Annotated in this window: 29 protein-coding genes; 9 read left to right on the top strand and 20 right to left on the bottom strand. The window is 57.8% G+C overall.

The window, feature by feature from the left end; genetic code table 11:
* Positions 1-20: 20 nt before the first annotated feature.
* The 4 genes from ACTJK5_RS06245 to ACTJK5_RS06260 form a co-directional block, all read right to left on the bottom strand.
* Positions 21-818 (bottom strand): hypothetical protein, encoded by a 798-nt coding sequence (locus ACTJK5_RS06245; RefSeq protein ID WP_440612020.1) that lies wholly within the window; start codon positions 816-818, stop codon positions 21-23.
* 119 nt (positions 819-937) lie between these two features.
* Positions 938-2740: a single-stranded-DNA-specific exonuclease RecJ gene (recJ, locus tag ACTJK5_RS06250; RefSeq protein WP_440612565.1), complete on the bottom strand. Its 1803-nt coding sequence runs from the start codon at positions 2738-2740 to the stop codon at positions 938-940.
* A 385-nt stretch (positions 2741-3125) separates the two neighbouring features.
* The gene (locus ACTJK5_RS06255) at positions 3126-3566 is read right to left on the bottom strand and encodes a YqaA family protein (protein ID WP_440612021.1); all 441 of its coding nucleotides are present in this window, start codon (positions 3564-3566) and stop codon (positions 3126-3128) included.
* 39 nt (positions 3567-3605) lie between these two features.
* Positions 3606-4865, bottom strand: coding sequence for a glycerate kinase type-2 family protein (locus tag ACTJK5_RS06260; protein WP_440612022.1), 1260 nt, complete (start codon positions 4863-4865; stop codon positions 3606-3608).
* 186 nt (positions 4866-5051) lie between these two features.
* On the opposite strand from ACTJK5_RS06260, the gene ACTJK5_RS06265 reads away from it, so the two are divergent.
* Both ACTJK5_RS06265 and ACTJK5_RS06270 read left to right on the top strand, forming a co-directional pair.
* Positions 5052-5285: a hypothetical protein gene (locus tag ACTJK5_RS06265; protein ID WP_062425485.1), complete on the top strand. Its 234-nt coding sequence runs from the start codon at positions 5052-5054 to the stop codon at positions 5283-5285.
* Positions 5286-5337: 52 nt separating this feature from the next.
* Positions 5338-6900: a phospholipase D family protein gene (locus ACTJK5_RS06270; RefSeq protein WP_440612566.1), complete on the top strand. Its 1563-nt coding sequence runs from the start codon at positions 5338-5340 to the stop codon at positions 6898-6900.
* Between the two features lie 58 nt (positions 6901-6958).
* On the opposite strand, the gene ACTJK5_RS06275 is transcribed toward ACTJK5_RS06270, so the two are convergent.
* The 5 genes from ACTJK5_RS06275 to ACTJK5_RS06295 all read right to left on the bottom strand — a co-directional run bounded on the left by ACTJK5_RS06275 (position 6959) and on the right by ACTJK5_RS06295 (position 12393).
* Complete coding sequence (locus ACTJK5_RS06275) at positions 6959-7798, bottom strand: response regulator (protein ID WP_062425487.1); 840 nt, start codon at positions 7796-7798, stop codon at positions 6959-6961.
* Positions 7799-7950: 152 nt separating this feature from the next.
* Positions 7951-8328 (bottom strand): response regulator, encoded by a 378-nt coding sequence (locus ACTJK5_RS06280; RefSeq protein ID WP_062425488.1) that lies wholly within the window; start codon positions 8326-8328, stop codon positions 7951-7953.
* Positions 8329-8331: 3 nt separating this feature from the next.
* The gene (locus ACTJK5_RS06285) at positions 8332-10350 is read right to left on the bottom strand and encodes a GAF domain-containing protein (RefSeq protein WP_440612023.1); all 2019 of its coding nucleotides are present in this window, start codon (positions 10348-10350) and stop codon (positions 8332-8334) included.
* A gap of 145 nt (positions 10351-10495) precedes the next feature.
* Positions 10496-11200, bottom strand: coding sequence for an SDR family oxidoreductase (locus ACTJK5_RS06290; protein WP_113260827.1), 705 nt, complete (start codon positions 11198-11200; stop codon positions 10496-10498).
* Positions 11201-11223: 23 nt separating this feature from the next.
* Positions 11224-12393, bottom strand: a complete 1170-nt coding sequence (locus ACTJK5_RS06295) for a pyridoxal phosphate-dependent aminotransferase (RefSeq protein ID WP_113260828.1) — start codon at positions 12391-12393, stop codon at positions 11224-11226.
* Between the two features lie 157 nt (positions 12394-12550).
* Between ACTJK5_RS06295 and ACTJK5_RS06300 the strand changes: the two genes are divergently transcribed.
* From ACTJK5_RS06300 to aat, 5 genes are all read left to right on the top strand, one after another.
* Positions 12551-13318 (top strand): DsbA family protein, encoded by a 768-nt coding sequence (locus ACTJK5_RS06300; protein ID WP_113179505.1) that lies wholly within the window; start codon positions 12551-12553, stop codon positions 13316-13318.
* A gap of 146 nt (positions 13319-13464) precedes the next feature.
* Positions 13465-13902: a type II 3-dehydroquinate dehydratase gene (gene aroQ, locus ACTJK5_RS06305; protein ID WP_113260710.1), complete on the top strand. Its 438-nt coding sequence runs from the start codon at positions 13465-13467 to the stop codon at positions 13900-13902.
* Between the two features lie 27 nt (positions 13903-13929).
* Complete coding sequence (gene accB / locus ACTJK5_RS06310) at positions 13930-14412, top strand: acetyl-CoA carboxylase biotin carboxyl carrier protein (protein ID WP_062425492.1); 483 nt, start codon at positions 13930-13932, stop codon at positions 14410-14412.
* 11 nt (positions 14413-14423) lie between these two features.
* Positions 14424-15767, top strand: coding sequence for an acetyl-CoA carboxylase biotin carboxylase subunit (gene accC, locus ACTJK5_RS06315; protein WP_062425493.1), 1344 nt, complete (start codon positions 14424-14426; stop codon positions 15765-15767).
* Between the two features lie 3 nt (positions 15768-15770).
* Positions 15771-16382, top strand: a complete 612-nt coding sequence (gene aat, locus ACTJK5_RS06320) for a leucyl/phenylalanyl-tRNA--protein transferase (RefSeq protein WP_113260711.1) — start codon at positions 15771-15773, stop codon at positions 16380-16382.
* A gap of 143 nt (positions 16383-16525) precedes the next feature.
* On the opposite strand, the gene ACTJK5_RS06325 is transcribed toward aat, so the two are convergent.
* The 5 genes from ACTJK5_RS06325 to gatB form a co-directional block, all read right to left on the bottom strand.
* Complete coding sequence (locus ACTJK5_RS06325; protein WP_113260712.1) at positions 16526-16963, bottom strand: DUF2155 domain-containing protein; 438 nt, start codon at positions 16961-16963, stop codon at positions 16526-16528.
* A 143-nt stretch (positions 16964-17106) separates the two neighbouring features.
* Complete coding sequence (locus ACTJK5_RS06330; RefSeq protein WP_062425496.1) at positions 17107-17505, bottom strand: NADH:ubiquinone oxidoreductase subunit NDUFA12; 399 nt, start codon at positions 17503-17505, stop codon at positions 17107-17109.
* Positions 17506-17610: 105 nt separating this feature from the next.
* The gene (locus tag ACTJK5_RS06335; protein ID WP_113260713.1) at positions 17611-18072 is read right to left on the bottom strand and encodes a GNAT family N-acetyltransferase; all 462 of its coding nucleotides are present in this window, start codon (positions 18070-18072) and stop codon (positions 17611-17613) included.
* A gap of 4 nt (positions 18073-18076) precedes the next feature.
* Positions 18077-18574 carry a GNAT family N-acetyltransferase gene (locus ACTJK5_RS06340; RefSeq protein ID WP_113260829.1) on the bottom strand — a complete coding sequence of 166 codons (498 nt, stop codon included), beginning with the start codon at positions 18572-18574 and terminating at the stop codon, positions 18077-18079.
* Between the two features lie 138 nt (positions 18575-18712).
* Positions 18713-20215 (bottom strand): Asp-tRNA(Asn)/Glu-tRNA(Gln) amidotransferase subunit GatB, encoded by a 1503-nt coding sequence (gatB, locus tag ACTJK5_RS06345; protein ID WP_062437727.1) that lies wholly within the window; start codon positions 20213-20215, stop codon positions 18713-18715.
* Between the two features lie 151 nt (positions 20216-20366).
* Between gatB and ACTJK5_RS06350 the strand changes: the two genes are divergently transcribed.
* Positions 20367-20651 carry a DUF1294 domain-containing protein gene (locus ACTJK5_RS06350; RefSeq protein WP_113260715.1) on the top strand — a complete coding sequence of 95 codons (285 nt, stop codon included), beginning with the start codon at positions 20367-20369 and terminating at the stop codon, positions 20649-20651.
* Positions 20652-21226: 575 nt separating this feature from the next.
* Here the strand turns inward: ACTJK5_RS06350 and ACTJK5_RS06355 are convergent.
* Complete coding sequence (locus tag ACTJK5_RS06355) at positions 21227-21736, bottom strand: N-acetyltransferase family protein (protein ID WP_440612024.1); 510 nt, start codon at positions 21734-21736, stop codon at positions 21227-21229.
* A gap of 283 nt (positions 21737-22019) precedes the next feature.
* On the opposite strand from ACTJK5_RS06355, the gene ACTJK5_RS06360 reads away from it, so the two are divergent.
* Complete coding sequence (locus ACTJK5_RS06360) at positions 22020-22277, top strand: YjhX family toxin (RefSeq protein WP_062425499.1); 258 nt, start codon at positions 22020-22022, stop codon at positions 22275-22277.
* Positions 22278-22374: 97 nt separating this feature from the next.
* Here the strand turns inward: ACTJK5_RS06360 and ACTJK5_RS06365 are convergent, their stop codons facing one another.
* From ACTJK5_RS06365 to ACTJK5_RS06385, 5 genes are all read right to left on the bottom strand, one after another.
* Positions 22375-22845: an SRPBCC family protein gene (locus ACTJK5_RS06365; protein ID WP_062425500.1), complete on the bottom strand. Its 471-nt coding sequence runs from the start codon at positions 22843-22845 to the stop codon at positions 22375-22377.
* A gap of 64 nt (positions 22846-22909) precedes the next feature.
* Positions 22910-23401, bottom strand: a complete 492-nt coding sequence (locus ACTJK5_RS06370) for an N-acetyltransferase family protein (RefSeq protein ID WP_440612025.1) — start codon at positions 23399-23401, stop codon at positions 22910-22912.
* The gene (gatA, locus tag ACTJK5_RS06375) at positions 23392-24873 is read right to left on the bottom strand and encodes an Asp-tRNA(Asn)/Glu-tRNA(Gln) amidotransferase subunit GatA (RefSeq protein ID WP_440612026.1); all 1482 of its coding nucleotides are present in this window, start codon (positions 24871-24873) and stop codon (positions 23392-23394) included. Before gatA ends, ACTJK5_RS06370 begins: the two co-directional genes overlap by 10 nt.
* A gap of 57 nt (positions 24874-24930) precedes the next feature.
* Positions 24931-25218 carry an Asp-tRNA(Asn)/Glu-tRNA(Gln) amidotransferase subunit GatC gene (gatC, locus tag ACTJK5_RS06380; RefSeq protein ID WP_062425503.1) on the bottom strand — a complete coding sequence of 96 codons (288 nt, stop codon included), beginning with the start codon at positions 25216-25218 and terminating at the stop codon, positions 24931-24933.
* A 125-nt stretch (positions 25219-25343) separates the two neighbouring features.
* Complete coding sequence (locus ACTJK5_RS06385; RefSeq protein ID WP_113179499.1) at positions 25344-26048, bottom strand: metal-dependent hydrolase; 705 nt, start codon at positions 26046-26048, stop codon at positions 25344-25346.
* Between the last annotated feature and the right edge of the window lie 47 nt (positions 26049-26095).

Below are 26095 nucleotides of genomic sequence, written 5' to 3' on the forward strand. Positions count from 1 at the left end.
GTCTTGTCCACTTAACAAAGTCATTCTTCTTGGTGATCGGCCCACCGAATGAGTTCATCTGTCACCTGTAGAGGACGCTTGTCCGACATTTCGGCGATCTTTTTAAGTCTCTCAATTCTGACCTCATCAAATTCGACCTCTACGTCAAATTCCTCGTGAAAACGCAGTCTGCCTACCCTAGCAACTTCGAGCATCATTTTTGCTAGATTTCCGGTTCTGCATGCCTCAAGTGGCTGATCTACATGAAGCTTAATAGAATTTAACCGTTCTTGCTTCTCGAAATTTTGTGCCAGATCAGTTTCACTAACAATCTGATTTGATACTACGAGTCGAGCAGCGTCTAGAGGATTGCGAACTACGCCATAGAGATTCATGCACATATCAAATATGAACATATCTTCGACAGCCTTACGAAGATCAGTGAAGTCATAATCAACACCTGGGATTGGCTTTCTGCTGGTCAACTCATTGAACAGTTTCCATCGAGCGCCCCAAGCCCCGCCATCATCCCAACGCCCTTGCATGACACTGTTCATTACAATCTCAGATGTATACGTCTTAAACAGATCAATAAGGTCCGCCGCTTCTTGCTGCTTTTCCTCCCAAAGTTCGGCTTCGAAACCAAGGCCCTTGAATTTTTTGAAGCGCGTGAGATTGGAGAACACAAGACACATGATGGCGATGGTCGCGATGCCGCCCGCCTCCAGAACTCTATCATCATTGACCTTGATCAAAGCAAAGGCCAGGAAAGCCAACCCGACGATAAAAAGCACCCAACGTTCGAACTGAATTTTATCCAAGCTTCCCTCACCACTCATCGATGCTTCCGACTTTATTGCGCTCTAATTTGGAACTCAAAGTCCGGCACAGGAGCGCAAGTTTGCTTTCCGCACGTTCACCAATGGAATCGACTTGAGCTTGCCTATGTTCAGATGTGCTACGGCGCAAAGGCTGCGTCCAGAACGCGCAACTGCACCCGCTTCTGTCCCTGCCAGTGCTCAGCCCCCAAGGTGCCTGCGACATGGATCTGGCGGCCGCGGGCTGCCATCAACATCTGGCCGAGAGGCGCATCCGCAGCACGGAAGGCAATACCGTCGAGGCGCGAGCCATCCAGAGCTTCCAACGTAATCTTGATGTGCGAGGTACCGACGATACGCACATCGCGCAGCCGGTGCGCCGGCACGGCGAAGATCGGCTGGGAATGGCCCGATCCATAGGGGCCCGCCTGCTCCAATTGGTCAACCAGCGCCACCGTTGCACCGGACGCACCTATGGCACCGTCGATTTTCAGTACGCTGTTTTCGACAAGCTGCGACACCGTCTTTTGTGCGGCCTCTTCGAAGAAGGTACGCAAGCGCCCGAGATTGGCGCGCTCCACGGTGAGGCCGGCTGCCATGACGTGGCCGCCGCCCTTGATCAGCAGACCGGCGTCGACGGCATTGCGCACCATCCGCCCCATGTCGAAGCCATTGATGGAGCGCCCGGAGCCGGTTCCTCGTCCTTGCGAATCGAAAGCAATGGCGAAGGCAGGACGGCGAAAGCGATCCTTCAGCCGTGAGGCGAGAAGCCCGACGATGCCCGGATGCCAATTCTCTCGGGCAGTCACGATGACACCGGCACCGGAGCCATCACCATATTCGAAGAGCGCTTCCGCTTCGGCCTCGGCAAGCATCGCCGCTTCCATTGCCTGGCGCTCGCGGTTCAACTCGTCCAGCTTCTCCGCAATCACGTCAGCCTGCGTGCTGTCATCCAGTGTCAGGAGACGACTTCCAAGGGCCGCGTCCCCGATACGTCCGCCGGCATTGATGCGGGGGCCGATCAGAAAGCCGAAATGATAGGGTGTGACAGGCCCCCCAAGCCCCGCCTTCTTGAAAAGGGCCGCCAGCCCGACATTGTTCATATGGCGTGCGGCAACCAGTCCCTTGACCACATAAGCGCGGTTCAGGCCCTTCAGCGGCACAACATCACAGACCGTCGCCAGCGCCACAATGTCGAGATAGGTTAGAAGATCAAGCAGGAAGGCCTGGCGGTTGTGCCGCTCTTTCAGCACCCGAAGCGTTGCCACCAGCACAAGGAACACCACGCCCGCGGCGCAGAGATGCCCCTGCCCCGACAGATCGTCCTCGCGGTTTGGATTGACCAAGGCGACTGCGGGCGGAAGCTCGGTTCCGACCTGATGGTGGTCGATGACGAGCACATCGGTTCCGGCAGCGCGCGCTGCTTCGAGCGATTCATGGCTGGTCGAGCCGCAATCGACGGTGATGATCAGCGTTGCACCATTGGCGGCGAGTTGCTGCATGGCGGCGGGGTTCGGACCGTAGCCTTCGAAGATGCGATCTGGAATATAGATTTCAGGCTCGAGACCGAAATGGTGGAGGAAGCGGTACATCAGCGCCGAGGATGCGGCACCGTCCACATCGTAATCGCCAAAGATGGCAATTTTCTCGCGCTTTTCGATCGCGTCGGCAATGCGCTTTGCGGCGTTCTCGCAATCCGTCAGCGTGTGGGGATCGGGCATCAGCGAGCGAATTGTTGGATCGAGAAAAGCAAGCGCGTCATCCACGCCGACATTGCGGCCCGCCAGCACGCGGGCGATCAGCTCCGGGATACCATGGACCTGCGACATGGCGAGCGCACGGTTCTGCCCGGCCTGATCAAGCCGCGACATCCATCGCTGGTCCGTTGCCGATCGCTCCACCCCGAGGAAGGCCCTCGGAACGGCATCGACCGTTTCAATCATTACCATAGTCAGCCCGTACCGCCGTTCATGCTCTGCTTAACGGGCTAACGACCGATCCGGTCTTTTTCAAGCTAAAACCGGCGCTTGTGTCCCCTGTTACCAAAGCGGCAGGAAGATGAAGGCAGAAAGCCCACATATGATCGCACCGACAAGACAGAAGAGACGCCAGTCTCGCTCTTGACCCGTGGTCTCGAATTCCAGGCTCGGGACATTGTCATTTGCGCCGACGCGAGGAATTTTGCGGCGGGATACCAGACCCCGCGGATGATCATCTCTGAAGAGCATTTTCGATTTCACGGCAGCGCCTCCCTTCGCTTAGGTGAATTCTGACAGGATCATATCATCAGAGCCGAAGCTTTTGCAAAGCCTACGCGTGATGCAAGGGTTAGAGAAGGCCTTGGGTGACCAAAGCCAAAAGCACATAGCGTCCTGCCTTGGCGAGGGTCACGATGGCGACGAAGGATGGCAGAGGTTCACGCATCACGCCTGCGACCACCGTCAAGGGATCCCCCACGATAGGAAGCCAGCTTGCCAGCAAAGACCATCGTCCGTAGCGGGCGTACCAGCCTTGCGCCTTTCCGAGCTTGTCAGGGGAAACCGGAAACCAGCGCCGATCACGATAGTGCTCGATGCCTCGCCCCAGATACCAGTTGAGGATGGATCCCAAGACGTTGCCAAGGCTTGCGACAGCGACAAGCAATACAATGGAATAGTGTCCAGTCGTGATCAAATAGACGAGGACCGATTCCGATTGAGCAGGGATCAGCGTTGCCGCAAGAAAAGCAGACGCGAAGAGGCTGAGATAGGCTCCGATGTCACCGCTCATATCGTGGCCGCTAGCGTGACGTCAGAACCACCTTCGCGCTTATTGCAGCAGAAAAGCGCGGAAATCATTGACATTGGTGCCCGTCGGACCGGGTGCAAAGAGGTCGCCCGCCAGGGAAAAAGCCGACCACGCATCGTGGCCCGAAAGAAACGAACGTGCATCGCCCCCGGCGGCACGGATGCGCGCCACGGTTTGTCCGTCACAAAAGGCGCCGGCATTATCTTCCGATCCATCAATTCCGTCCGTGTCCGCTGCGAGCGCCGTTATATCCTCGCTACCCTGCAAGTCGAGAGCAGCCGAAAGCAGCAGCTCGGAATTTCGACCGCCCTTTCCATATGTACCGCCGCCGATCGTCACCGTTGTTTCGCCGCCGGAGAGAAGCACCATGGATTTGCCTGCTGACGCGCGGCTTGCAAACTCCCGCGCCAAGGCAGCATGCATTCTGCCGATGTCCTTCGCCTCCCCTTCGATGCAGTCTGAAAGGATGAGCGGTTCCACGCCCCGTTTCACAGCAAGCTTCGCAGCCGCTTCCAGAGAAACACGGGCTGAAGCAATGACATGCACCTCGTGTCCAGCAAAGGTTGCGTCCGAAGGTTTCGGTGTCACCTCTCGGTGAATAAAGTCGACGATCTTCTGCGGCAGCGCGATTTTGTAGTCGCGGATCGCTCGCAACGCTTCGGAGGCGTCGCCTTCGTCCGGCACCGTCGGACCGGAGGCGACGAAGGCCGGATTGTCTCCCGGCACGTCCGAAACGATCAGGCTGACGACGCGCGCCGGATAGGCAAGAGCAGCTAACCTCCCCCCTTTGATGCGGGAGAAATGCTTGCGCACCAAATTCATGGCGGAGATCGGCGCCCCGGAAGCGAGCAGCGCCTCGTTAAGCGCAATCTCGTCTGCAAGCGAGAATCCCTCTGGCGGTGCAGGCAGCAGCGCCGAGCCACCACCGGAAACAAGAGCGATGACGAGATCATCCTTTGTCAGGCCATGGACGGCGTCGATCAGTGCTGCAGACGCGGCAAGGCCGGCCTCATCAGGAACGGGATGGGCCGACTGCAATACCTTGAAGGTCTGACAGGCAGCCACAGGTCCATGACGCGCGACCACGACGCCTTCGAATGGGTGGGGCCACAGCCGTTCGAAGGCTTCTGCCATCTGGCTTGCCGCCTTCCCGGCACCGATCACCACGGTCCGGCCTTTTGGTCTTTGCGGAAGATGTGCCCGGATTGCCTCATAGGGGTCTGCTGCGCGAACGGCTGCGAAAAACAAATCTTCCAGAAATGTGCGCGGGTCGGCAATCACGACTCTCTCCCAAGAGCAACAGAAACACTCTCACCCAGCATGTCGTGTGCGACGACCCGCGACAAGGTCACTTCACGGCAAAAACACCAGGAGAGCTTCATTCGTGTGTCCTGATGAAACCAGCGATGCGGTTGAAGCGTTCGATGGGTGACAGCCATAAATTTCAACAGGCGCGGGAGAGCCACCATGACAAACACGGAAAATCTCGGTCCAGAATATCAACACCACCACAATAAGAACCGGTTGCTTCACCGCCGCTTCGTCTGGTCTCGCCGCAAGTCCAAGCCATGGGGCCTGACGATTGCGGTGATCGGCACGCTGATCGTCGCTGCCGGTATCGTCGCCGTCACCTATCTGGTGACATCGCATCCCGGCATGCCTGAGCCTAATCCGGGCATCGAAACGCAGGCGATGCGATAGGCTTGATGATTGACACTGGCCGGCGGCCAAAGAACGAGGGATGGGAGCCATTGTGACGGGGATCATCATTACGACGCTGCTCGTGCTCGTCTCCGTCATCGCTGCGCTCGTTGCTCTGTCGCGCCGGCAGGAGCGGGCTATCACGAAGATTGCCTCCACAGCACTTCCCAAATCCGACGACGCCACGCCGCTAGACCGGCACTGGGCGGGTATTCGCAAGGGTGACGATGACGCGAGACTGACGGCACTGGCGCTGGTGCAGTCCAACATGGGTGCTTTTGCCGTCCGCGTCGCAACCGCTCGCGCTGCCGGCCGCAGTCTCGATCTCATGTACTACATGTGGAATGCCGATCTCACCGGTCGGCTGATGATGCGGGAGGTTCTTGCCGCGGCGGACCGAGGTGTTCGCGTGCGGCTCCTGTTGGACGATCTCGGCGTCACCATGTCGGACAGAATTTTCCACGCAATTGATAGCCATCCCAATATCGAGTTGCGCCTGTTCAATCCGACGAAGGCGCGGGAGAACATGTTCCGGCGTGGTATCGAGCTTGTCCTGCGTTTCCGCAGCGTCAACCGACGAATGCACAACAAGGCCTGGATTGCAGATGGTCGCGCGCTGATCATCGGTGGACGCAATATTGGCGACGCCTATTTCGGGGCGGCAGAGGCTGCGAATTTTCGGGACTTCGACGTGCTTGCCCATGGCAAAGCGGTCAGCGATGCCGAAGAGATCTTTGACGACTACTGGAACAGCGCCGTTGCCATACCGGTGCGTTCACTGCTCGCCAAACGACCAAGCAGACTTGCCAGGCTGCGGCGCAAGCTCGATCGTCTTGCAACAAGCGACGCTGCACGGCCCTATCTTCAAAAGGTCGAAAGCCTTCATCACGACGGCCAGTTCCTGATGGCCGACCGACTTCGCACCGTATCGTCGGCAACCGTTTTGGCGGACCCACCAGAGAAAGCCGCCGGCAAGCGCCGCAGCGGGCATAACTACCTGATGGAAAACCTGCTGCCGGTTCTGGAAGGCGCCAAACATAAGCTCAAGATTACCTCGCCCTATTTCATTCCTGGGCAGAAAGGTGTCGAGACGCTCTCACGCCTCTCGGCCAGTGGGGTCTGTGTTTCTGTGTTGACCAATTCGCTCGCCGCCACGGATGTCGCCGCAGTGCATGCTGGCTACGCACGCTACCGCCGCCCTCTCCTATTGAATGGCGTCAAAATCCACGAGCTGAGGTCGCTTGCCGACCAGCATAATTCGTTGTCTCTTCGAGGTTCAGGACAGGCGAGCCTGCACACCAAGGCCTTCACCCGTGATGGAGAGACCGGTTTTATCGGATCGCTCAATTTCGACCCGCGCTCTATGTCGCTGAATACCGAAATGGGTGTGCTGTTCAATTCGCCGGAACTGGCGAGCGCAATGGACGACATATTCAAACAGGAAACCAGCCGCGAGATGAGCTTCGAGTTGGCACTCAACCCTAAGAGACGGCTGATCTGGACCGGGCTTGTCAAAGGCAGGCCCCGTCTTTACGGCAACGAGCCCTATGCCAGCTTGTCGAGGCGCGGGATCGCGCTCATCATGGGCATTCTTCCGCTTGAGTCCCAGCTTTAAAATGAAAAGCCGCCCTTGATGCAAGGACGGCTTAGAATGATTGTGATGCGCGCGCGCCTCAGGCCGCTGCGGCTTTCTGGCCATTGCCCCGGGCCGTTTTGATCTGCACAAGGGTGTCGAGGTTCTGATTCACGCGGCAGTAGAACTCCTCCTCAATGAAGGGACGCAGCATGAAGTCATTGCCGCCGGCCTTCAAGAAGCGTGCGGAGAGCAGACGATTGGTCGAAGACGACACACCAATGATGCGCAGCTCGTGCGAGCCACGCATGGTGCGAATGCGGCGGGTCAGTTCGAAGCCATCAATGTCGGGCATGTTATAGTCGGTGACGACCAGACCGATGTCCGGGTTGTTGCGAAGAATTTCGAGCGCCTTTGCGCCGCTATCGGCGAGGCTAACGCGAAAATTATAGCGCTTCAAACGACTGGACAGCAGCGCACGCGCAGTTGGACTATCGTCGACGATCAGCACGTGGTGACGATGGTTGGTCAGGAAGCGGCAGACCGATTCCGTCAGCATGTCGACAGCAAAGACATTGTCCTTGAGGATATAGTCGACCACTTCCTTGGTGATCAGCTTCTCTCGCGTATCTTCATGGAAGGTGCTGGTGAAGACGATCGTGGGGATCGACAGATCCACCAGATATTCCAAGGCCTCGCCGTTTTCCGCACCTGGCAAATTGATGTTGGAGATGGCGAGCGTTACCTCTTCGCTGGAGTGCTCGTAGCACTCTTGCAGCTCTTCGAAATTGCGGCAGACTTCGACGGTCAGCCCAAGCAACTCCTTCAAACGCGCTCCGATCATCTGAGTAAAGACGTTTGAATCTTCCGCGAGCAATATTCGCGTATCGTGGAATGGAACGCCGGAATATTGCATACCTGTAATGCCGAGAAAATTCATGTAGTCCCCCAGAGCCAAATCTTGGAGAGACAATAGAAAATTTTATTTTCTGAAAAATTAATGCGAATTTTCGACGATTATCTTGGTTTATAACCCGTGAATTTCGATGCGTTGCGTCCACATGTTCTAAAGTTTCGACAGGGACAGCGCCCTCAAGCCGCAAACTTCCGCAATACCTCCGTCACGATGTTGAGGTCGTATGGCTTGGGGAAGAAAACGCTGCGCGGTGGCAGGGTTTCCTGGTCAAGACGATGGTGTCCGGAGGTCAACAGAATGCTGATCGGCCTGTCGGTCTGGCAGGCGAGATGCGCAAGTTGCACGCCATCCATGCTGCCTGGCATGTCGATATCGGTAAAGAGCACGCCAACATCGGTCCGCGCCTGCAGGATTTCCAGTGCCTCGTCGGCCCCACCGGCCTCGATTGCACTAAAACCCGCATCTTCGACCATATCGACTGCCATCATTCGCAGGAGTGGATCATCCTCCACGACCAGTACGACGTGTTTGGCGAATGGCTGCTTCTGTCCCATCGTTTACGCTACCTGTTGCAGTTGAACTAGAGACGCTGTCATTTCGACCTCTAGTCCTTGATCTAAGTAACGCGTCGATACACCGCCGGTTCCTAATAGCCCCATCGAAATGAGGCGCGAGCCAAAGCCCTTTGATTGCGGCTGGACAACAGGCGGCCCGCCCATCTCCCTCCAGATCAAACGGAGGACGGCATCTTCCCTTTCGCCTTGAACATCCCAGGATACCAAGACCCTGCCATGAACTGACGAGAGACTTCCGTATTTTACCGCATTCGTCGTCAGCTCGTGCAAAAGCAGCGACAGGGACAGCGCACCCTTGGGGTTGACCGAAATATCCTTGCCCCGGATCTCCACCTGCTCTGTCATTCCAAGCGTATCGACAACACGCAGAAGCGCCGTGCGCACATCGGCATTTGCCCAGTTGTTGCCGAGCAGAATGTCGTGGGCGGAACTCAGCGCCTGGAGCCGCTGCTCGAAGTTCAACACCGGTCCCCGGTCCTGAACGGGTCGCAAGGTCTGCTTTGCAAGCGCCTGCACCATGGCGAAGGCGTTCTTCAGCCGGTGGCCGATTTCTCGGTTGAGCATGTTCTGCTCCGCTTCCGCCCGCAAGCGGCCGATCGCGCTCTGGATGCGGTCGCCAAAACTCCTGACAAAGGCCAGATCGTCTTCCATCCATTCGAAGAGATCGCAATGGTGGACGAAAACGACGAGGGCGAATTTCCCTTGGTCGAAGATTGGGACGTTGACGAGTTGACGAATGCCAAGTGACAGCAGTGCGTCGGCTTTGTCCCTGGTTCTCGCATCGGTGGTCACATCTGAAATGACGACGCTCATGCCGCCCTTCAAGTCATCGATATAGGAGCCGTAGTCGCGAAAATAGTGCTTGCCCGACAGTGACGAGACGCCTGGCGCGCGCCATTCCGGCTGCATCATTACCGTCTCGCGAACGGGATCGACAACGCCGAAGCCGGCGCGCGTCGCATCCAACGCGTGCGCCATCAGTTCTGCGGCGGTCAAGGCGATCTCTTCGACGTCGTTCAAATCGCGAAGCCTGTCGCCCAACTCCAAGAGAGTCCTGATGCGTTGGGTCGCACGCCTTTGCTGTGTGATATCCTGGACAGTGCCCAGCAGCTTGAGAGGCTTACCACTTTCATCCCGCTCGAAGGTCGCTTGGCGGTACACCCAACGGACACCGCGCGAGGCAGTGACGATGCGATAGTCAACCGTGGTGACCGCCGTACCGTTCTTGCGCGTCTCTTCTGATGATTCGCGCCCGCGATCGTCGGGATGGAGCATCTTTTCGAAATCGCGCGCATGATAGCGGCCGGCGGGCGGCACGTCGAAAATTCGGCAAAATTCTGCCGAGACCTTGATATTTCCCGTTTCGATATCGAGTTCGAAGGTGCCGATGCGTCCGGCTTCCTGCGCCGTGAGCGCTGTGCGAACGCTATCGCGCATCATCGCGTTGATCTGTTTTTGACGCTCAAGGAGTTCGCGCTGACGGTTTGCGACGCGGCGAAGTTCGAGATGAGCGGAAATCTGTCCGGCGAGAGCCTTCAACACGGAGCGCTGCTCCTGCGTCAGGCCCTCCGGGCGCGGCACATGGTCGATAACGCAGAGCGCGCCTACCGCGACGCCATCCGATAGAATGAGCCGTGCACCTGCATAAAATCTGATGAAAGGGGCTTGAGTGACCAAGGTATTGTTAGAGGTGCGAGGATCTTTCGTCAGATCAGGAATGATCAGCAGATCCTCGGAGTTCAGAGAATAGCGGCAGACCGATTGATCGATCGGAGTCTCGGTGGGTGGGAAGCCGATACGCGCCTTGAACCACTGACGCTCTTCCTGAACGAAGCTGATGAGGGCAACTGGCGCTTTGCAAACAGTGCTCGCGATTTGCACGACATCATCGAAAACCGGCTCTGGTCCGCTATCTATGATCTGGAGCTCTTCCAGAGCCTCCAGACGCTCCAGATCCGACGCCGAGAATACGGACACTTCCGGCTCAGAATCGCGAATCATGTGAACCAAGTCCATTCCCCAATTCATCAAAGGGCGTGGCGTCCATCAACTCGCGACGTCCATGTGGCATCGAAAACAAAAAGGACACTCCCCCGCGTCGCTACAACGCTGTGGAAGAAGATCGGTTCCCGGGCCGAGAAAAAAGTTACACGGAGCGCGTCAGGCCACCATCGACCTTCAGGTTTTGCCCGGTGATGTAGCCTGCGCCCGTAGACGCCAAAAAGGCGACGGTGGCCGCAATTTCCTCGCTTGTGCCATAGCGCTGCATCGGCACCATTTCACGGCGCTGCTCGGTTGCTGGAAGACTATCGATCCAGCCCGGCAGAACATTGTTCATGCGGACATTGTCGGCGGCGTATGTGTCGGCAAAGATCTTGGTATAGGCGGCAAGACCAGCACGGAAGACCGCGGAGGTTGGGAACATGTCACTGGGCTCGAAGGCCCATGCCGTCGAGATATTGATGATGGCTCCGCCCTTCTGTGCGACCATCAAGGGGGCGATGATCCGGGTCGGACGGATGACATTCATCAGGTAGACGTCGAGACCCGTGTGCCACTGTTCGTCGGTGATGTCGAGGATCGGCGCGCGAGGGCCGTGCCCAGCGCTGTTGACCAATACATCGATGCGGCCGAATTTTTCCAGCGTGAGATCGGTGAGCTTCTGGATATCGTCGTTGGACTGGTTGGAGCCGGTCACGCCCACGCCGCCGAGTTCAGTTGCCAGTGCCTCGCCCTTACCGGACGACGACAGGATCGCCACCTTGTAACCGTCCTGCGCGAAGCGCTTTGCAACGGCGGCACCCATGCCGCTTCCTCCCGCCGTCACGATCGCCACCTTATCCATCGTCATCTCCTCTCTCACGCGCTTGCGCGTCAATCCTGTTTCAGCCAGGCCGCAATGCGGCCCACCGCCTCGGCAATGTCCGAGACAGAACCCGCATAGGAAAACCGCATGGCACGATGCCCTTCCAGCGGATCGAAATCCAGTCCCGGCGTCGCGGCCACATCGATTTCCGCCAGCATGCGCTTGGCAAACTCCATACTGTCATTGGAATAGCGGCTGGTATCGACATAGGCGTAGAAGGCGCCGTCCATGGGCGAGGCAAGTGGCAGGCCGAGTTCCGGCAGGCGGCTCATCAGAAAGTCGCGGTTGGTGCGATAGCTTTCCTTGTAAATATCGAGCTCCGCTTGTGCGGAAAACGCCGCAGCCGCAGCAAGCTGGGAAAGTTCGGGTGCCGAAATATACATGCTTTGCGCCAGACATTCGACAGGCCGGATCAGCTCTTCCGGCAGCACCATCCAGCCGACTCGCCAACCTGTCATGCAGTAATATTTGGAGAAGGAATTGATGATGATGGCCTTGTCGGTGACTTCGACAGCGCTGGTCTCATCGCCGACAAATGTCAGACCGTGGTAGATCTCGTCCGAAATGAAAGCAATATCGCGGCTGTCGCAATAGGTCGCAAGCCGCTTCAGCGCGTCTTGGCCGGTGACTGTACCGGTCGGGTTGGCGGGGCTTGCAAGCAGCACGCCCTTCAGCTTGCAGCCCGCCTTGGTCTCGGCCCGCTCCAGGCTGGCCGGCGTCAGCGTGTAGCCCGTTTCAGCAGTGACCGGCACTTCCACCACATTGAGCCCAAGCGCCTTCAAGATGTTGCGGTAGGCGGGATAGCCGGGTCTTGCGATCGCGACCGCATCACCGGCATCGAACAGCGCCAGGAAGGCAAGGTTGAAGGCTGCGGAAGAGCCGGTCGTCACCGCAATCCGGGCCGGATCGATGATTACCTGATGCTGCAGCCGGTACTGGGCGGAAATCGCCTCTCGCAACTCGCGAAGACCAAGCGCATCCGTGTAGCCGATACGGCCATGTTTCAACGCAGTCTCAGCCGCTTCCAGCGCGGCCTTTGGGGCGGGATGGGAAGGCTGCCCCACTGCCATGGAAATCACAGGCCGCCCCGCCTGTCTTCGCCGGTTGGCCTCTGCCAGGATATCCATGGCATGGAAAGGCTCGACGGCGCTTCGCTTGGACAGTGTGATCAAAGGCATGGTCTTTCTATATGCTGTGACGGAGATTTGCCGCATTGTTGCGCTCTTCACAATGACGAGAGAGCAACGAACGCAATTTATTTGCGATATGGCAATTCCTTTAAATTACGGTAATTGGCTGCACCATGAACCACGACCGAACCCAGTGAGGACCGCAATGGCACTTTCCATCCGATCAGCAACGCTTGCCTGTGTCACGGCCCTTGCCACCCTTGGCGCAAGCCTCCCTGCTCACGCGCTTGATGCCGACCAGAAGAAGGAGATCGGCGCTTTCATCAAGGAATATCTGGTCGAGAATCCTGAAATCATGCTTGAGGTCCAGGATGCTCTGGAAAAGAAGCAATATGCGGCCCGCAACACCAAAGCAGCCGAAGCTGTCGCCGACAACACCAAAGCGATCTTCGGCTCCAAATACGATCTCGCAATCGGCAATCCTGACGGCGATGTGACGCTGGTCGAGTTCTTCGACTACAATTGCGGCTACTGCAAGCGCGCCATGGCCGACATGGACAAGATCCTCAAGGAGGACAAGAACGTCCGTGTGGTGCTGAAAGAGTTCCCGATCCTCGGACCGGAATCGGTCGAGGCGCACAAGGTGTCCAATGCGGTGAAACTGCTTGCGCCAAAGAAATATCCTGAGTTCCAGCGCACGCTGCTCGGCAGCCGCGGACGCGCCAATGAGGCCAAGGCAATGGAGGTGGCGACATCGCTCGGGCTCAAGGAAGCCGACATCCGCAAATCCATGGCGGACAACCCGAATGATGCGCAGGTCCAGGAAGCCTATACGCTTGCCAGCAATCTCGGGATCTCCGGTACGCCTTCCTACGTGATCGGCAACGAGGCGGTCTTTGGTGCGGTCGGCGCCGAACCGTTGAAGGAAAAGATCGCCAATATGCGCAATTGCGGCAAGGCAAGCTGCTCATAAGAGACGCGCTTCAGCCGGGTAGAAAGCCCAAAAGCCGCTGAATAACTTCGACTTACGCTGCCTCCGGCCCTCTTTCGAGGCTCCGGGGGCTTTTCCTTGACGGTCGCGCAGTCTATAGGTGGCGCTGATTTTTGACGGAACCGCGAATGAGCAACACGATCTTCGTCCTGAACGGCCCCAATCTCAATATGCTGGGAAAACGGGAGCCGGGCATTTACGGCGGCAAGACGCTGAAGGATATCGAGAACGACTGCGTGGTGGCTGGTGAAGGGCTTGGCTTTTCTGTCGAGTGCCATCAGTCCAATCATGAAGGCGTTCTTGTAGATCTGTTGCATGAGGCGGGCGAACGCGCCGCCGGTATCGTCATCAATCCCGGTGCCTATGGCCATACATCGATTGCTCTGCATGATGCCATCCGCGCCATTTCCGTTCCCGTCGTGGAAGTTCACATCTCCAACATCCACGCCCGCGAAGAATTCCGCCACAAATCGATGATAGCGCCCGCTGCAAAAGGCATGGTCTGCGGCTTCGGGCCTTACGGCTACATCATGGCGCTCAACGCCTTGAAGAACATCACGGCATAAAAAGAAACAATCAGAATAGGGTTTGTCATGTCTGAAAAGAAAAACGGTATCGACAAGGAACTGATCCGCGACCTCGCGAACATCCTCAACGACACCGATCTTTCCGAGATCGAAGTCGAGCAGGACGATCTGCGCATCCGCGTGTCGCGCTCCGCACCGCCTGCAACCGTCTATGCCGCGGCTCCCCAGTATGCCCCTGCACCTGCCGCAGCGCCTGCGGCCCCCGCAGCAGCACCTGCCGCCGCCGCTGCACCGGCTGCTCCGGCACGCAACCCTGCAAACACCGTCACCTCCCCGATGGTCGGCACTGTTTACCTGTCGCCGGCACCAGGCGCACGCGCCTTTGTTGAAGTCGGCGCCACCGTCAAGGAAGGCCAGACCATTCTCATCGTTGAAGCCATGAAGACCATGAACCAGATTCCGGCTCCGAAATCCGGCAAGGTCACGGAAATCATTGTCAATGACGCGCAGCCCGTGGAGTATGGTGAAGCCCTCGTGGTCATCGAATAAGGGCAGCTCACATGGTTTCCAAGATCCTCATTGCCAACCGCGGCGAAATCGCCCTTCGCGTGCTTCGTGCCGCCAAGGAACTCGGTATCCCGACGGTTGCCGTTCATTCCACGGCTGACGCGGATGCCATGCATGTGCGCCTCGCCGATGAGAGCGTGTGCATAGGCCCGCCGCCATCGCGTGACAGCTACCTCAACATTCATCAGATCGTTGCGGCCTGCGAAATCACCGGTGCGGACGCGGTTCACCCTGGCTACGGCTTCCTTTCGGAAAACGCCAAGTTTGCCGATATCCTCGACGCGCACGGCATCACCTTCATCGGGCCGACCGCCGAGCACATCCGCATCATGGGCGACAAGATCACCGCCAAGCAGACCGCTCAGGAACTCGGCATCCCGGTCGTTCCAGGCTCCGATGGCGAGGTAAAGCCTGAAAACGCGATGGAAATCGCGCGTTCGATCGGCTTCCCCGTTCTGATCAAGGCCACAGCAGGTGGTGGCGGTCGCGGCATGAAGGTTGCCAAGACCGAAGCCGATCTCGACGAGGCCGTCTCGACCGCTCGTTCCGAAGCGCTTGCCGCTTTCGGCAACGACGCTGTTTACATGGAAAAGTATCTCGGCAAGCCGCGCCATATCGAGGTGCAGGTGTTCGGCGATGGCGAAGGAAAGGCAATCCACCTTGGCGAACGCGACTGCTCGCTGCAGCGTCGTCACCAGAAGGTGCTGGAAGAGGCCAACTCCCCTGCTCTCACCGTGGAACAGCGCATGGAGATCGGCGAGATTTGTGCCAGCGCCATGCGCAAGCTCAAATATCGCGGTGCCGGCACCATCGAATTCCTCTACGAAAACGGCGAGTTCTATTTCATCGAAATGAACACCCGTCTTCAGGTGGAGCATCCGGTCACGGAAGCGATCACGGGCATGGACCTCGTGCAGGAGCAGATTCGCGTTGCTTCCGGCCAGGGCCTTTCCGTTACGCAGGCCGATATCGAATTCCATGGCCACGCCATCGAATGCCGTATCAATGCCGAAGACCCGCGGACTTTCGTCCCCTCTCCCGGAACGCTGACCTATTTCCACACGCCCGGCGGTCTCGGCGTTCGTGTGGATTCGGGTGCCTATCAGGGCTACAAGATCCCACCTTACTACGACAGCATGATCGGCAAGCTCATCGTCCACGGTCGAGACCGTGACGAGTGCATTCGCCGCCTGCGCCGTGCACTCGACGAGTTCGTCGTCGATGGCATCAAGACCACGCTTCCGCTGTTCCAGGATCTGCTTCAGAACGAAGACATTCTGAACGGCAATTACGACATTCACTGGCTGGAAAAATATCTGGCCGGCGACGCGCACTAGGGAATGGGGCGGCGCAGCAGGGATAGCGATATTACTGTCGATATGCTGCTGCGCGCCTATTCAATCGGCCTCTTCCCGATGGCCGAGGCGGCTGATGATCCCGAGCTATTCTGGGTCGAGCCGGACCTGCGGGGCATCATCCCGCTGAACGATTTTCACGTCTCAAAAAGTCTCGCAAAAGCCATTCGAAAAAAGCCTTTCGATATTCGCTTCGATACGGCCTTCAGCGCCGTCATGGCCGGATGCGCCGCTGAGGCACCGGATCGCCCAAACACCTGGATCAACGAGACGATCCGCAAGCTCTATACCGAGTTGCATGAGATCGGCCACGCGCATAGCGTGGAGGCGTGGGAGGGTGATGAACTGGTCGGCGGTCTTTACGGCGTGTCGCTGGGCGCTGCCTTCTTCGGCGAGAGCATGTTCTCCCGCCGCACCAATGCCTCGAAAATCTGCCTCGTCCACCTGGTGGAGCGACTGTGCACGCAAGGCTTCATGCTGCTGGATACGCAGTTTACCACCGAACACCTGAAGACCTTTGGCGCGATCGACGTTCCCAAGGACGAGTATGCAAAGATGCTGGATCTGGCTGTGAACCAGGCGGATTTGGAATTCTGATTTCGCGATAAAGAGATTCGCTTGCATGCGGGATCATTGCGGTTCAACTCGCCGCAAACCAGCAGTCCAGGTCAGACCACACATGCATCAAGCCCAACGTCGGCAACGCATAGAAACGCTCGTCTGCGCCGAATCAGGCTCTTTTACTTACTGGCTGTGGATGGCGGCGGAACGTCGGAGTCCTGCTTGCAGCCGGTGAGCCAGACGTCGTAGATCGGGTGCTCGACGGCGTTGAGGCCAGGGCTGTCGGCGAACATCCAGCCGGTGAAGATGCGGCGAATCTTGCGGTCGAGGGTGATTTCATCCACTTCGACGAAGGAATCGATCTTCTGAGCTTCGGTGTCGTCACGCGAATAGCAGACCTTTGGCGTGACCTGCAGCGCACCGAACTGCACTGTTTCGTTGATGTAGACGTCGAAAGAGGTAATGCGGCCGGTGATCTTGTCGATCCCGGAGAAGACGGCGACCTTGTTTTCGAGGCGGGCGGCGGAAGCTGGAGACACGAGACCCACTGCCGGAAGAAGCGCCAGAAGCGAAACCACCAGTGCACGCAAAGATACATCTCGCGTGAATGTTCTCATATCAAACCATCTCCAGAAAACTGCCCCGCTTTTCGAAGCGCCCATCACGCCTAATGATCGAATGTGGCAAAAGCGGGTGGCGGCCATGATGAAACGGCCGCCCTTTTTCGCCCCGATGCACACGGAGCCTCGGGTGAAGTTGATCAGCCGCCTGGCGTCCAGGCGTCGTAGTCGCCGGTGACGCGTGGGCGCTCGCCTGGAACAGCGATCGAACCCTGAGGACGGTAAGCCTGGGCGGAACCGGTCAGGTTTGGCTGGTGCTGCTTCTGCCAGTCGCGTGCGACATAGCTTTCTTTGCTCGGCGGCGTGTCGGTGCGGTAATGCATCCAGCCGTGCCAGCCGGGCGGAATTGCCGACGCTTCGGCATAGCCCTTGTAAATCACCCAACGGCGCGGCATGCCCCAGGAGGTGGTGCCACCTTCGTAATAGGTGTTGCCGAACTCGTCCTGCCCCACCTTCTTGCCGAAGCGCCAGGTATGGAAGCGCGTTCCGATTGTCTGGCCGTTCCACCATGTGAAGATTTGCAGCAGAAGAGTCTTCATTATCCGTTCCTCGGGCTTTTCACATGCGTCGCTTTCGCATTCGCACAGCCAGAAGCTTATGACGTTGTCACCAACGATTGTCCAGCTTTTCCAACGTTGCGACGATTATTTCAGCTTCAGCCTGAAGCCGAAATGACGCTTCTCGAAGCCTAGCTTCTCATAAAAGCGATGGGCATCGATCCGCGCCATATTGGAGGTCAGTTGCACGCCCGAGAGACCACGTTTCTCAGCCTCAGCGATGCAGTATCGGATCATCGTCGCGCCAATGCCGCGACCGCGCATATCCTCTCTGGTCTGCACCCCTTCCACCACCATCCAGACCGCGCCACGGCCAGCAAGCTTGGTGAGAATCACCGTCTGGAAGGTGCCGATCACTTGGCCGTCGAACTCAGCGACGTAAAGCGTTTCGAGGGTCGACATGGCAATCGCCCTGAAGGCCGCAAGATAATCTGGCATCGCTACTTCGTCGGTGGTGTCGCCATGCCCGCCCACATCATCGGCGGCGAACATCGCAGCGATTGCCGCGACATCCCCTTCGCGTGCTTCGCGAATGATCAGACCATCCATTCTCTTACCGCCTCAAACTCTTTTCCATCACGATTCCAGGCATCCCCTCGACGCCTGCCATGCGCTCGATTCGATCCACCTCGGAGAAGCCGACGCCTTCATAGAAGGCAATTGCGACAGTATTTTTAGGCTCAACCTCAAGGCGCATGATTTCCGCGTCGGGAAAGCAGGTTTCCAGTTCGGCAAAGAGATCACGCCCCACCCCCTGACGCTGGAACTGAGGATCGACATAGAGCTGATAAAGAAGTGCTGTTTTCGCCATGCTGGTCGACATGAGAGCATAGGCCATGCCGCCGATGCGCTTGCCATCATCGGCAACCAGAAACTCGCCACCCTTTTTCTCGACGCGCTCCTTCAAGGCCTTTGGCGTATGCCACTGAGCGATCATCTCGTTGACCTTGTCTGCGCCATAGATTGGATCATAGGTCGCGTGCCAGGTCTTCGTCAGCAAAGACCGGACAGGCTCGATATCGCGCTCGCTTGCGGTGCGAATGAAGAACACCATCATTACTCCCATCAAAACAGAAACGCCGGGAGGGATCCCGGCATTGCTTGTAGTCTCTTGTCGTCACTTCGGATTCACAGGACGGTGACGAGGCAAAGGGTCGCGGGCCTCTTCTGCAAAAAGCCCGAAAGCGACTTATTCCTCGATACCGAGCTTGGCTTTCACCAACTCCTGCACGGCCTGTGGATTTGCCTTGCCGCCTGTCGCCTTCATCACCTGGCCGACGAACCAGCCGGCAAGTGTGGGCTTTGCCTTGACCTTTTCCACTTGGTCCGGATTCGCAGCGATGATTTCGTCGACGGCCTTTTCGATGGCGCCGGTGTCGGTCACCTGCTTCATGCCGCGGCTTTCGACGATCTCTGCCGGGTTGCCGCCCTCATTCCAGACGATCTCGAACAGATCCTTGGCAATCTTGCCGGAGATCGTGCCCGCCTTGATGAGATCAATGATGCCGCCGAGCTGGTCGGGCGAAACAGGCGTTTCCTCGATGGACTTGCTGGACTTGTTCAGCGCGCCGAGCAGATCGTTGATAACCCAGTTGGCAGCCGCCTTCGGATCGCGTCCGGCAGCCACGGCCTCGTAATAATCGGCGATCGCCTTTTCCGATACGAGGATAGAGGCATCGTAGACAGACAGGCCAAGCTCCGAAACAAAACGGGCCTTCTTGTCGTCGGGCAGTTCCGGCAGACCGACCTTCAGGCTTTCCACGAAGGCGTCGTCGAATTCCAGTGGCAGCAGGTCGGGATCGGGGAAGTAGCGATAATCATGCGCATCTTCCTTGGAGCGCATGGAGCGCGTCTCGCCCTTGCCAGGATCGAAGAGACGGGTTTCCTGGTCGATGACGCCGCCATCTTCTAGGATAGCGATCTGGCGGCGTGCTTCATATTCGATGGCCTGGCCGACGAAGCGGATGGAGTTGACGTTCTTGATCTCGCAACGCGTGCCAAAACCCTCGCCTGGGCGACGTACCGAGACGTTGACGTCGGCGCGCATGGAGCCTTCGTCCATGTTGCCGTCGCAGGTGCCGAGATAGCGAACGATGGAGCGCAGCTTGGTCAGATAGGCCTTTGCCTCATCGGACGAGCGCATGTCCGGCTTGGAAACGATTTCCATCAACGCGACGCCGGAGCGGTTCAGGTCGACGAAGGACATGGTCGGATGCTGGTCGTGCATGGACTTGCCGGCGTCCTGCTCGAGATGCAGACGTTCGATGCCGATCTCGATGTCCTCGAAATTGCCCTGACGGTCCGGACCAAGCGAAATCGTGATGGTGCCCTCGCCCACGATCGGATCCTTGAACTGCGAGATCTGATAGCCCTGCGGCAGGTCGGGATAGAAATAGTTCTTGCGGTCGAAGATGGAACGGTTGTTGATCTTGGCCTTGAGACCAAGCCCGGTACGAACCGCCTGCGCCACGCATTCTTCGTTGATGACCGGCAGCATGCCAGGCATGGCCGCATCGACGAGCGACACGTTGGAATTGGGCGCATTGCCGAAGGTCGTGGAAGCGCCGGAGAAGAGCTTCGAATTGGACAGAACCTGCGCGTGGACCTCCATGCCGATGACGATTTCCCAGTCGCCAGTGGCGCCGGGGATAAAACGCTTCGGGTCGGGTGTGCGAACGTCTACAAGGGTCATATCAAGCTCATAAGATACGGAATTTCTATCCGTGGTGAGGTAGAGCAAATGGTCCGGAGGTGCAAGACTTCTAAGGCGCTTACGGACAAAGGCCTACCTTTTTCGCGATCCGGAATGCCAAGCGAGCGGGATTTGGATTATAGAGCCCATCATGACATTCATCCCCGCGGCTCTCGGCCTCTATACCGTTCTCAATATCATAACCTTCTTTCTCTTCTGGTGGGACAAGCGGGCCGCCACGCAAGGCGACAGACGCATTCGCGAAAGGACGTTGCTCCTCTTCGCTCTCATGGGCGGAAGTCTCGGCGCGGTGACAGCGCAACATATGTTGCGCCACAAGACACGCAAGCAGCCGTTTCGCGGACTGCTTTTGGCTATCGTTTTTCTTCAGCTCGCAACGGTGTTCGTGTGGGCGTTATTTGCCGGAACAGTGTAACCATCTCCATCAGCGAAACTCCGGGCCGGAAATTGGTGGCGAGTTTGCAGCCGCTGCTCCTCGCGATATGCTGGGTCCATGATAACCACACCGTGCCCCATTTATGTTTTTAGAAGTGCCAGATTCGCTTCCTCAGGCGACACAGTCGTCAGCGTGGCGCCGCAAGAGCATGTTGCCTCCGTGTATGGTGCCGGCGGAGACCTCGGTGAGGATGGTCTGTCGTCGGCCTTTGGAGGATCGGTGATTTTCAAGAATGACCAGACTGGGGAACGCTTTGTCGGTGTGTGGGGAGCCAGGAATGCCTCACGCTTTCGCAGCGATATTAGAGCGCAGATGCTAGTCGTCATTCACAAGCGAGAACCAAATGCTCGGCTTTATGTATGGAACACAAAGAGGAAGCGTTCTCGACGGAATGTACGCGGTGAGGTCAAGTAGGTGCTGACCCTCATGTTGCCTGCAGCCGGCAAAACAAACCCTATAGAGTGCTCAAGGGCCAAAGCGCGGTCCGAGCAGAAAGGCGATTTTGCGACAACGACATAGAGCGTATGAGCGAATCTGAAAGATCGCGACACGCTTTAGAAAGAAGGGCCATAGGTCGTCGTGTCGAACTCTTTCAGTCCTTTGCGCAGGCCGATGGTCTGGACTTCGCGGTCGAGCTTTCGCGCGTATTTCATCGACAGCCAACTGACATTGTAGCCATGCTTGCGAAAGAAGGAGAGCGCCCGCTCGTTGCTGGCGTGGCTTTCAAGCCTGATCGAGTAGAAACCAGCCGCGAGCACCTGCTCCTCGACCGCACTGAGAAGCTCGCCGCCCAGGCCTTGCCGATGAAGGCGCGGATCGATCCAGAAGTCCGAGATCATATCGTCGGAGTTTTCGCGCGCCGCCCATCCTGCGGGCATGCCGTGTCTTTCGACAACGAGGATGCGATGCCAGAAGGATTGCGTGAAACCTGCAAAGGCTTCTGCCGCGTTCGTTTCCAGGACAGCCGTCAGCCCCAGCGCAGAGCTTGCGACCCGCCATGCCTGCAGGCCGAGGGCCGAAAGATGGGGCGCATCCTGTTCATTTGCGTTGCGAATGACGATCACGTTCTGGTCCCTATGACCCGACGAGATAAAGCATCGGCCCAGCGATTCTTCCAGGCGTATCGGAAATGACCGGGTGGATTTGGCCGATGCTTGACTGAAAGGCAGCAAGCTCTTAATCAGGAACGACCAACTTTGGAGTTTTGATGTTCTCTCAATCGGAGTCCCGGTAAAGGCCCTGCCCGCAAGTCTCTTGCGTGCCGGGCCATGTTGAAACCGAGCCGGATGCCAGTGGCACCCGGGTTTGTTTTCACGCGTCCATATGGACGCAAGCCGGATTCCAACAATGGACATTTCACGCGCAGAACAGCGCATCCTCCACCTGCTCGCGCAGGGTGGCAAAATTGAACTGACACGAGACGAGAACCACAAGATCGAGAAAGTCGTGCTTTACACGCGCGACGGCTGGGTTTTCAGCGGGCTTGACCTCATCACCTTCCGCAAACTGAAGAGCAAAAGAGCAATCTCCTCCTCCAGAAGCCAGCCTTATCGCATTACCACGCGTGGGCTGGAACTGGTGAGAGGCGAACTCGACAATCGCTGAGAGAACCCGGAGCGGCGGTCAGACACCCGCCGCTCCTATCAAAGCCTCGCGTCGTCATGCGCTGGACGACAAGCAACGTGGCTTCGGAGGCCTCATGCTAGATAGTCGCAACGAGTGCTGCGAGTTGATCTGTGGCAGCGCCCCAGCCTTCATGAAAGCCCATGGCCTCATGCGTCTTCTTGTCTTCTTCCGTCCAGTGGCGTGCCATGGCTGTGTACTTGGTCTTGCCATCGCCCAGCGGTTCAAGAAGGACAATGCCGGTCATGAACGGCTTTTCGGACGGTATCCAGGCGGTCTTGAAAGCGTCGGTAAAGACGATCTTCTCATTCGGCACGACTTCCAGATAAACGCCACGGTTGTCGACCACCTCGCCGTTTGGTCCGGTCATGACGATGACGCTTGAGCCTCCTGTGCGAACGTCAAGTTCAGCGTGAGACACGCCCCAGGGCTTTGGACAGAACCATTGTTTCAAAAGCTCCGGATCGGTCCAGGCGCGAAAAATCTTCTCCCGCGGCGCGTCGATTTCGCGCATCAAAACGAGTTCATGCCTTGCTGTTTCAGATGACATCATTGCCTCCCGTGATGATCTGCCCCGCAGCATAGCAGAGGATCACTGGAGAAGAAGGCGGCTCTTAAAGAGGTTTTTCTAGCCGCACCTTCTGAAGCTCCACCTTCATGCTCTCCGACCACTGAGTGCCCTGCCAGACGATGGCAAAACCACAACGTTCGTAGGCGCGGATGGCATTGACGTTCCTGGCATGCGTGGCGATTTTTGCGGTCGAAATATCTGCGCTGCGCATCTCTTCCAGAAAATGCTCAATCAAGGAACGACCAATGCCTCTGCCTTGGTGCTCAGGGTCAATCCAGATATCGGATATATAGTCTGGCTCTCCAGCGCGCGCGCCCCAGCCGACGATCGTGCCGTCGATCTCTGCAACCACGAGATCGCAGTTGGTCTCCTTGGCAAAGACTTCAAACTCGCCGCGCACCCGTTCGATTACAACGGGATCGAGATAGGTATCTTCAAATGCGCTGCTCGATTGCCAAGCGCGAAAACCGATGAGGCCGATCGCATCGCGATCGGCCTCTGTCATGGCTCGAATGATGAGGCCGCTTACCACCACTTGGCGGGCGTGAACTTGCCCGCTGCCTGCTCGATGGCATGCGCCGTCTTGAACAGCGTTTCTTCCTCGAAAGGCTTGCCGATCAACTGAAGGCCGAGAGGCAGGCCCTTGCCGTCAAGGCCGGCCGGAACCGAAAGACCAGGCAGTCCCGCCATATTGACGGTGATGGTGAAAACATCCTGCAGGTACATCTTCACGGGATCGGAGGCGAGTTCCTTGTCGCCGATCTCGAAGGCCGAGGATGGCGTGATCGGAGCGAGAACAGCGTCGACGCCTTCGTGGAAGACGTTTTCGAAGTCGCGCTTGATCAGCGTGCGGACCTTCTGCGCCTTGAGGTAATAGGCGTCGTAATAGCCAGCAGACAGAACATAGGTGCCGACCATGATACGGCGCTTGACTTCCGAGCCAAAACCGGCAGCACGGCTCTTCTCGTACATGTCGGCAATATCCTTGCCATCGACGCGAAGGCCGTAGCGGACGCCGTCATAGCGAGCAAGGTTGGATGACGCCTCGGCGGGTGCCACGATGTAATAGGCCGGCAGCGCGTATTTGGTATGCGGCAGCGAAATATCCACGACCTCGGCACCGGCGTCCTTCAGCCAGGCAACGCCCTGTGCCCAAAGCTTTTCGATTTCTTCCGGCATGCCATCTACGCGGTACTCCTTCGGAATGCCGATCTTGAGACCCTTAAGAGACTGGCCGATGGCCTTCTCATAATCCGGCACCGGCAGATCGACCGACGTCGTATCCTTTGCATCGACGCTTGCCATGGACTTGAGCAGGATCGCAGCATCGCGCACATCGCGAGCAATCGGGCCGGCCTGATCGAGCGAGGACGCGTAAGCCACGATGCCCCAGCGCGAGCAGCGGCCGTAGGTCGGCTTGATGCCGACGGTGCCGGTGAAGGCCGCGGGCTGGCGGATGGAGCCGCCGGTGTCGGTTGCCGTTGCACCGGCGCAGAGATGCGCGGCGACGGCTGCGGCCGAACCGCCGGAAGAACCGCCAGGAACGAGGCTCTTGTCAGAACCCTGCGCGCGCCAGGGGTTTACGACGGGGCCGTAATAGGAGCTCTCATTCGACGAGCCCATTGCGAATTCGTCCATGTTGAGTTTGCCGAGAAGCACAGCGCCGGCATCCCACAGGTTCTGGGTCACGGTGGATTCATATCTGGGCTTGAAGCCATCCAGCACATGCGAGCAGGCCTGGGTGTGAATGTCGCGGGTGGCGAACAGATCCTTCACGCCAAGCGGAATACCCTCCAGCGCGCCACCGTTTCCAGCGCCAAGCCTCTCATCCGATGCCTTGGCCATCTCGCGCGCCTTGTCATGCGTCGTCACGACATAGGTATTGAGCTTATCGTTGGCGGCATCGATGGCATTCAGATAGGCATCCGTCAGTTCGACGGCGGAAAATTCCTTGGCCTTCAGTCTGTCACGCACTTCGGCAATGGTGAGGCTGGTCAGTTCGGTCATATCGGCAACAGCTTTCGAAACTTTTGAATTTTCAACGTGGGAGCAAGCGGGCAGCGCTTACTCGACCACTTTCGGCACCATGAAGAAATTGCGGTCGGTGGCCGGCGCATTTGCAACGATGTCATCGGCTTTGTCGCCATCCGTCACCACGTCGGCGCGCTTCTTCATCGCAACCGGCGTCACCGAGGTCATGGGCTCGACGCCATCCACATTCACTTCCGACAGTTGCTCCACGAAGCCGAGAATGCCGTTCAACTGGCCAAGCATGGTGTTGGCTTCGTCTTCGCTAACGGCAATGCGGGACAGGCGCGCGACGCGCTTCACGGTGGCAAGATCGACGGACATGGTTCTACTCCGGTCAAGAATTTTCTACCCGCTATAATGACCATGCCCGTCCTTCGCAACGGTAGAAAGCGTGTCGCGGCCCTCTGCGGCGCAGTTTTGGGCCAAGACACGCCGATGCCGGGTCATCAGAATGTCAGGACTTGACCAACCTTCGGTACGTCCACCCGTGTCTGCGAACCATCCATACCCGAGACGAACTTGTCCGCCGTCTGGTCGACGATCGGGAATGAGCCGTAGTGGCAGGGAATGGCGTGGCGGAACTTGAAGAAGCGCTGGCAGGCAAGTGCAGCTACAGCGCCACCCATGGTGAAGCGATCGCCGATGGGAACGAGGCCGACATCCGGCTCGTGCAACTCGTTGATCAGCCCCATGTCGGAGAAAATATCCGTGTCGCCCATGTGATAGACCGACGGGCCGTCTTCGAAATGCAGCATCAGGCCATTGGCATTGCCGAGTGCGTGCGACACACCGTCCTCGGTGATCTGCGCGGAGGAGTGCAGCGCATTGGTGAAGGTGACGGAAAAGCCGTCGAAGCCCACCGTACCGCCGGTATTACCCATCTCAAGCTTTTGGACACCCTTGGAGCCGAGCCAGGCGGCAAGATCGGCATTGGCGAGCACTGTTGCCCCCGTTTCTGCCGCCAGCTTCACGGTATCACCCACATGATCGCCGTGGCCGTGGGTCAGGAGAATATGGGTGATGCCGCTAGCCGCATCCTTGGCGTCCTGTCCGGCAAAGCCTGGATTTCCGGTGAAAAACGGATCGATCAGGATCTTTGCGTGGCCTGTTTCAAGACGGAAAGCGGAATGGCCTAGCCAGGTGATTTTCATCGAAGTTCTCCTTTGTGTTCCTGCCATCTTATGAGATAGGACGACCC

It is taken from the genome of Agrobacterium sp. 22094, from assembly GCF_052046015.1.
GTDB classification, from domain to species: domain Bacteria; phylum Pseudomonadota; class Alphaproteobacteria; order Rhizobiales; family Rhizobiaceae; genus Agrobacterium; species Agrobacterium cavarae.

Coding starts and splice junctions, on each gene's coding strand:
- gatC (WP_062425503.1), bottom strand. CDS start 25,218: ATGTCCGTCGATCTTGCCACCGTGAAGCGCGTCGCGCGCCTGTCCCGC.
- aat (WP_113260711.1), top strand. CDS start 15,771: ATGGGGCGGCGCAGCAGGGATAGCGATATTACTGTCGATATGCTGCTG.
- ACTJK5_RS06300 (WP_113179505.1), top strand. CDS start 12,551: ATGGCACTTTCCATCCGATCAGCAACGCTTGCCTGTGTCACGGCCCTT.
- ACTJK5_RS06365 (WP_062425500.1), bottom strand. CDS start 22,845: ATGTCATCTGAAACAGCAAGGCATGAACTCGTTTTGATGCGCGAAATC.
- ACTJK5_RS06385 (WP_113179499.1), bottom strand. CDS start 26,048: ATGAAAATCACCTGGCTAGGCCATTCCGCTTTCCGTCTTGAAACAGGC.
- accB (WP_062425492.1), top strand. CDS start 13,930: ATGTCTGAAAAGAAAAACGGTATCGACAAGGAACTGATCCGCGACCTC.
- ACTJK5_RS06280 (WP_062425488.1), bottom strand. CDS start 8,328: ATGGGACAGAAGCAGCCATTCGCCAAACACGTCGTACTGGTCGTGGAG.
- ACTJK5_RS06275 (WP_062425487.1), bottom strand. CDS start 7,798: ATGAATTTTCTCGGCATTACAGGTATGCAATATTCCGGCGTTCCATTC.
- gatB (WP_062437727.1), bottom strand. CDS start 20,215: ATGACCCTTGTAGACGTTCGCACACCCGACCCGAAGCGTTTTATCCCC.
- ACTJK5_RS06335 (WP_113260713.1), bottom strand. CDS start 18,072: ATGGATGGTCTGATCATTCGCGAAGCACGCGAAGGGGATGTCGCGGCA.
- ACTJK5_RS06285 (WP_440612023.1), bottom strand. CDS start 10,350: ATGATTCGCGATTCTGAGCCGGAAGTGTCCGTATTCTCGGCGTCGGAT.
- recJ (WP_440612565.1), bottom strand. CDS start 2,740: ATGATTGAAACGGTCGATGCCGTTCCGAGGGCCTTCCTCGGGGTGGAG.
- ACTJK5_RS06255 (WP_440612021.1), bottom strand. CDS start 3,566: ATGAGCGGTGACATCGGAGCCTATCTCAGCCTCTTCGCGTCTGCTTTT.
- ACTJK5_RS06325 (WP_113260712.1), bottom strand. CDS start 16,963: ATGAGAACATTCACGCGAGATGTATCTTTGCGTGCACTGGTGGTTTCG.
- aroQ (WP_113260710.1), top strand. CDS start 13,465: ATGAGCAACACGATCTTCGTCCTGAACGGCCCCAATCTCAATATGCTG.
- gatA (WP_440612026.1), bottom strand. CDS start 24,873: ATGACCGAACTGACCAGCCTCACCATTGCCGAAGTGCGTGACAGACTG.
- ACTJK5_RS06350 (WP_113260715.1), top strand. CDS start 20,367: ATGACATTCATCCCCGCGGCTCTCGGCCTCTATACCGTTCTCAATATC.
- accC (WP_062425493.1), top strand. CDS start 14,424: ATGGTTTCCAAGATCCTCATTGCCAACCGCGGCGAAATCGCCCTTCGC.
- ACTJK5_RS06330 (WP_062425496.1), bottom strand. CDS start 17,505: ATGAAGACTCTTCTGCTGCAAATCTTCACATGGTGGAACGGCCAGACA.
- ACTJK5_RS06265 (WP_062425485.1), top strand. CDS start 5,052: ATGACAAACACGGAAAATCTCGGTCCAGAATATCAACACCACCACAAT.
- ACTJK5_RS06245 (WP_440612020.1), bottom strand. CDS start 818: ATGAGTGGTGAGGGAAGCTTGGATAAAATTCAGTTCGAACGTTGGGTG.
- ACTJK5_RS06290 (WP_113260827.1), bottom strand. CDS start 11,200: ATGACGATGGATAAGGTGGCGATCGTGACGGCGGGAGGAAGCGGCATG.
- ACTJK5_RS06295 (WP_113260828.1), bottom strand. CDS start 12,393: ATGCCTTTGATCACACTGTCCAAGCGAAGCGCCGTCGAGCCTTTCCAT.
- ACTJK5_RS06360 (WP_062425499.1), top strand. CDS start 22,020: ATGGACATTTCACGCGCAGAACAGCGCATCCTCCACCTGCTCGCGCAG.